The 4994-nt window shown below is 40.8% G+C and carries 5 protein-coding genes; all 5 read left to right on the plus strand.

Translation table 11 applies throughout. The features are described from left to right. On the plus strand, window positions 1-503 hold a 503-nt coding region (locus Q0625_RS02925; RefSeq protein WP_298823401.1), incomplete at its 5' end, for a ZIP family metal transporter. Window positions 504-682: 179 nt separating this feature from the next. After that, window positions 683-2029 (plus strand): adenylosuccinate lyase, encoded by a 1347-nt coding sequence (purB, locus tag Q0625_RS02930; RefSeq protein WP_298823402.1) that lies wholly within the window; start codon window positions 683-685, stop codon window positions 2027-2029. A 3-nt stretch (window positions 2030-2032) separates the two neighbouring features. After that, window positions 2033-3139: a DNA-processing protein DprA gene (gene dprA, locus Q0625_RS02935; protein ID WP_298823403.1), complete on the plus strand. Its 1107-nt coding sequence runs from the start codon at window positions 2033-2035 to the stop codon at window positions 3137-3139. A gap of 616 nt (window positions 3140-3755) precedes the next feature. Next, window positions 3756-3974, plus strand: a complete 219-nt coding sequence (locus tag Q0625_RS02940) for a hypothetical protein (protein WP_298823404.1) — start codon at window positions 3756-3758, stop codon at window positions 3972-3974. Beyond that, window positions 3974-4264, plus strand: a complete 291-nt coding sequence (locus Q0625_RS02945; protein ID WP_298823405.1) for a Txe/YoeB family addiction module toxin — start codon at window positions 3974-3976, stop codon at window positions 4262-4264. Before Q0625_RS02940 ends, Q0625_RS02945 begins: the two co-directional genes overlap by 1 nt. Window positions 4265-4994: the final 730 nt, after the last annotated feature.

A 4994-nucleotide genomic window follows, 5' to 3' on the forward strand; every position in this document is an offset into this window, starting at 1 on the left:
TTCACCCCAATTTCAAGCAAACCGAAGGAGTGAAATCCTCTTGGCAGCGTACCACACTCTTGGTTTTAGCCATTACACTCCATAATATTCCTGAAGGCTTGGCGGTAGGGGTACTCTTTGGTGGGGTAGCCGCGGGCATTCCTGAAGCCTCTATTGCAGGGGCGGTAACCCTAGCTATTGGTATTGGTCTACAGAACTTCCCAGAGGGAGTAGCCGTATCTATGCCGTTAAGGCGTATGGGACTCAGTCGCTGGAAGAGTTTCTTCTATGGGCAACTTTCAGCCATAGTAGAACCTATTGCGGGTGTCTTGGGTGCCTTTGCAGTAGTTTTCTTTACCCCAATATTACCTTATGCCTTGGCATTTGCAGCAGGTGCGATGATTTATGTAGTGGTGGAAGAGACCATTCCTGAATCCCAGCAAAGTCGTAATACCGATGTTTCCACTATTGGCTTTCTCATTGGTTTTGTGGTGATGATGGTCATGGATGTGGCATTGGGGTAATCCCCCTAACCCCCGAAAGGTGGAACTCCCTTTGTTTTCTCCTTCATGGGTGTGAGTCTCATACTCGCTTGCAGGGATTCGGTGACTTTAGTGCGTATTTAATTTTGGCAAATTATTAAATTATCCTTGTATATAATCCAAGAAAATGGTATATTTGCGTTTTCTAAAAAATGCAAAACATGTCTTTGACAGCCGTCTCTCCCATTGATGGGCGCTATGCCTCCAAGACCAGTGCCCTACAGGCTTATTTTTCCGAACAAGCCCTCATCCAGTACCGCCTAAGGGTGGAAGTAGAATACTTTATAGCACTCTGTAAACTGCCCTTGCCGCAGCTCGAAGGGGTGGATCATAGCATCTTCCCAGCGCTTAGGGCTATCTATACCGACTTTGCCCAAGCCGATGCGCTTGCTATCAAGGAAATAGAGCGTACCACTAACCATGATGTCAAGGCGGTGGAGTACTTCCTCAAACAACAGTTTGATCGCTTAGGGCTTTCGGCTTATAAGGAGTTTATTCACTTTGGGCTGACTTCACAGGATATCAACAATACAGCTATACCTCTTTCCATTAAGGAAGCCGTAGAAAAGGTCTACCTTCCTAATCTAGAGGCTCTTGTACAAGAAATAGAGACCCTTGCTGCCGAATGGAAGGATATTCCTATGTTGGCTCGTACTCATGGCCAGCCTGCTTCGCCTACTCGCTTGGGCAAGGAATTGAAGGTCTTTGCCGTACGCCTTAGAGAGCAAATAGCATCTTTTTCTACTATCAAGTATGCGGCTAAGTTTGGGGGGGCTACAGGTAATTATAACGCTCATAAGGTAGCTTATCCCAATATCTACTGGCGTGGTTTTGGTAAATCATTTGTAGAAGAAGTATTGGGGTTATACCATTCTTTTCCTACTACACAGATAGAACACTATGATCATGTAGCGGCGCTCTTTGATCTGATAAAACGTATTAATACCATATTGATAGACTTCGACCGAGATATATGGACCTATATCTCCATGGACTACTTCAAGCAACGTATCAAAGCAGGTGAAGTAGGTTCTTCAGCTATGCCGCATAAGGTCAATCCAATTGATTTTGAGAATTCTGAGGGGAATCTTGGTATAGCCAATGCACTCTTGGAACATCTGGCAGCAAAACTACCTATCTCCCGCCTTCAGCGAGACCTTACCGATAGCACCGTATTGCGCAATGTAGGAGTGCCTTTCGCCCATACCCTCATTGCGATTGCCTCCACTCTCAAGGGATTGGACAAACTTATTCTCAATGCAGACAAACTTCAGGCAGACCTCAATGACAATTGGGCGGTAGTGGCAGAGGCTATACAGACGATCCTACGCCGTGAGGGCTATCCTAACCCTTACGAAGCGCTTAAGGGACTGACCCGCACCAATGAGAAAATCAATCAGCAGACCCTACATGCCTTTATCAACACTCTTGAGGTAAGTGATGCGCTCAAGGCTGAGCTTAAGGCTATCACGCCAGCCAATTATACAGGGGAAGATTATATGGAATAGGCAATGAAAGAAGAAGATGTCATAGCTCTTTTGGCCTTGCAACATACGCCCAATGTGGGGGATATTACCGCTAAAAAGCTTATTGCTCATTGTGGGAGTCCTGCCGCTATCTATCATGAGAAAAAGCATAAGATAGCCCGTATAGGGGGTGTTGGGAATGTGATCCTTCAGCATCTTTTTGACCCTATCCATCGCGAAGCTGCCGAAAAGGAATGGCAGTATATCCAAGATTACCATATTCGCTACTACACTTTTTTTGATAATGATTATCCTGCCAACCTCAAGCAGATTATTGATGCGCCTATTCTTTTCTTTTCCCGTGGAAATATAGACTTGGCAAATAAGAAGATTATCAGTATCGTTGGTACTCGACAGGCGACTTCCTACGGGAGTGCCTTCTGTGAGAAATTTGTAGAGGAACTCTCACATATGCAGGACTTGGTCATTGTCAGTGGTTTTGCTTATGGGGTGGATATTACAGCTCACAAGGCGGCTATTCGTCATGGGGTGCAGACCGTAGCCTGTTTGGCGCATGGCTTGGATACGCTCTACCCTGCTTCTCATAAGAGATATGAAAGTCAGGTGGAGGCCTATGGAGGCTTTATCACTGAGTTTTGGCATCAGAGCAAGTTTGACCGAAAGAACTTTATTGGGCGCAATCGTATCATTGCAGGTCTATCGGATGCTACCATAGTGATAGAATCAGCCCTCAAGGGAGGTAGTCTCGTTACAGCCGATATGGCTTTCTCCTACGACCGTGAAGTTTTTGCTATTCCAGGTCGCGCGGATGATATTTATAGTCAAGGTTGCAACCGACTGATAAAGACGGATAAGGCACGCCTGATTACCTCCGCTGCTGATCTTATTTATTACATGGGGTGGGAGGTAGCCAAAAGTGCCCCAAAGGTAATCACCCCCGAACTCTTTGTAGAGCTCTCCCCAGAGGAGGAGACTATTGCTGCTTCCCTTAGAGAACAAGGCAAGCAAACCCTAGATGATCTAGCGAAAGATTGTGGTATGCCTGTGCATAAGCTCTCCAACCTGCTCTTCCAAATGGAAATGAAGGGTGTAGTCCGCCCCCTACCAGGAAAACAGTTTACAATGTGCTGATGAGTCAATTAGCCAATGAGCTGATGAGTCAATTAGTCAATGAGCTGATGAGCCAATGAGCAAATTGACAAATTGGCAAATCGGCAAATCGGTGAATTGACAAATTGGCAAATCGGTGAATTGACAAATTATAAATTTTCTCTATACAAGAATAGAAAAAAACGATATAAATCTATTGCTGTATGTGAAAAATGTCGTACCTTTGCACCCGAAAACAAAGGGGAAATAAATTGTTTTTCATATATTAGATTTTGTGGTTAGAATTGGTAAAAGAGAGCAAAAGCTCTCTTTTATTTTTTGTATATATTGCTATTTGTGGTTAAATGTTGTATCTTTGCGGGAGAATCGATTAATGAGCCAATAGGCAAATTAGCAAATTGATAAATTAATCATACACAATTGAACAACATCCTATTCTTAGACATAGAAACCGTTCCCCTATACCCCTCTTATAGCGAAGTACCCCCTCAGGCACAAGAGTTATGAGAAAAGTAGAGAGATGTAGTTTATTGTTTTTTAGAGTTATAAAAACAATATTTTTAATTATTAGTCGTTTGTAATTAACAATTGTTTTTTGTATAAATAATTATTATCTTTGCGCTAAAATAGTAATATCATGAATACAATTACATTCCAAGCAGAAATCAGCGAGGCAGATTTTCCTATATTTGAAGTCTTATTTAGCAAATTCAAAATCAAACCCCTTATTTTAGAGAAGAAAGAAGATGATACCAAAATGTCAAAAGAGGATTTTTTGGCTATGGTTGATCAGTCAAGAGCTAAAAAAGAGGTGAAGATTAGCAGAGAAGAAATGCGTCAAAGACTTTTGAAATAATGGAAAAAACAGACACCTACGAGTTGACCTATACAGAAGGTTTTCTGGAGCAATTAGAGAAACATGAAAACTCTGGACAGAAAGATGTGCTTAAGAAAATAGAAAAGCTATTTTCAGAAATAGAAATATCTCCTAAAAAAGGAACAGGACACTTAGAAAGACTTTTAGGATATGGTGAGCGTTATGTGTATTCAAGACATATTAATAAAAAGCATCGTATGGTCTATGAAGTCTTTGAGGAAGAAAAGAAAGTATTGATGCTTACTTGTTATGGTCATTATGATGATTAATTTAAGTTTCGCAAGTTGTTTTTAGGTTGCTATTGAAATTGCAAGTAACTGATAAACAATTATTTGTAAAAACCTCCCCCCACCCCCCCTCCAAAGGATAGTCTGCGAATACTTGGAGCAGAGTATGTGAGTTGCGAGAGCGGAGTATGTGTCTTTAAGGGCGTTGAAATGGTCTAATTTGTTTATTAAATTAGAAAATTTCCCTTTTATAACTTATTGAACCTCTATTACTTACTAACTCCCCCCTTGAGGGGGGGTAGGGGGGATGTTTTGAGAATCAGTTGATTACAGAGCTTGCGAAACTTAAGTTATTTAAAATAAAAGTGGAGTGCTTTAAAATATTGTCAAAGAAATATCTTAATTGTATGAATATTAATTAATTATTTTAACAGGAGAAAAGTTATAAACAAATTTCGTTTTTTGGTTGATAACTAAGAAAAAAAGTAATAATTTTGCCACAGAACAATAATGGTGAAATGATGATTTGTTTCACTAATGATTAAAGGTTAATATCATTGATAATTAGTGATTTAGAGATAATTATTTGACCACTAACTACACTAACTAAAAAGAGGAACAATAAAAAACAGCAAAAAAATATGGCGATAGAATTTGACAATGCGACATTTGATCTTCCAAAAAATACAGGAAATCTGATAAAGGTAATAGGTGTAGGTGGTGGAGGCGGAAACGCCGTAAACTACATGTACAAACAGGATATCCGAGGAGT

Source organism: uncultured Capnocytophaga sp. (assembly GCF_938029845.1).
Taxonomy (GTDB): domain Bacteria; phylum Bacteroidota; class Bacteroidia; order Flavobacteriales; family Flavobacteriaceae; genus Capnocytophaga.

Excerpts from the sequence above, each read along its gene's own strand:
- Q0625_RS02945 (WP_298823405.1), top strand. The coding sequence starts at position 3,974 with ATGGAAAAAACAGACACCTACGAGTTGACCTATACAGAAGGTTTTCTG.
- purB (WP_298823402.1), top strand. The coding sequence starts at position 683 with ATGTCTTTGACAGCCGTCTCTCCCATTGATGGGCGCTATGCCTCCAAG.
- dprA (WP_298823403.1), top strand. The coding sequence starts at position 2,033 with ATGAAAGAAGAAGATGTCATAGCTCTTTTGGCCTTGCAACATACGCCC.
- Q0625_RS02940 (WP_298823404.1), top strand. The coding sequence starts at position 3,756 with ATGAATACAATTACATTCCAAGCAGAAATCAGCGAGGCAGATTTTCCT.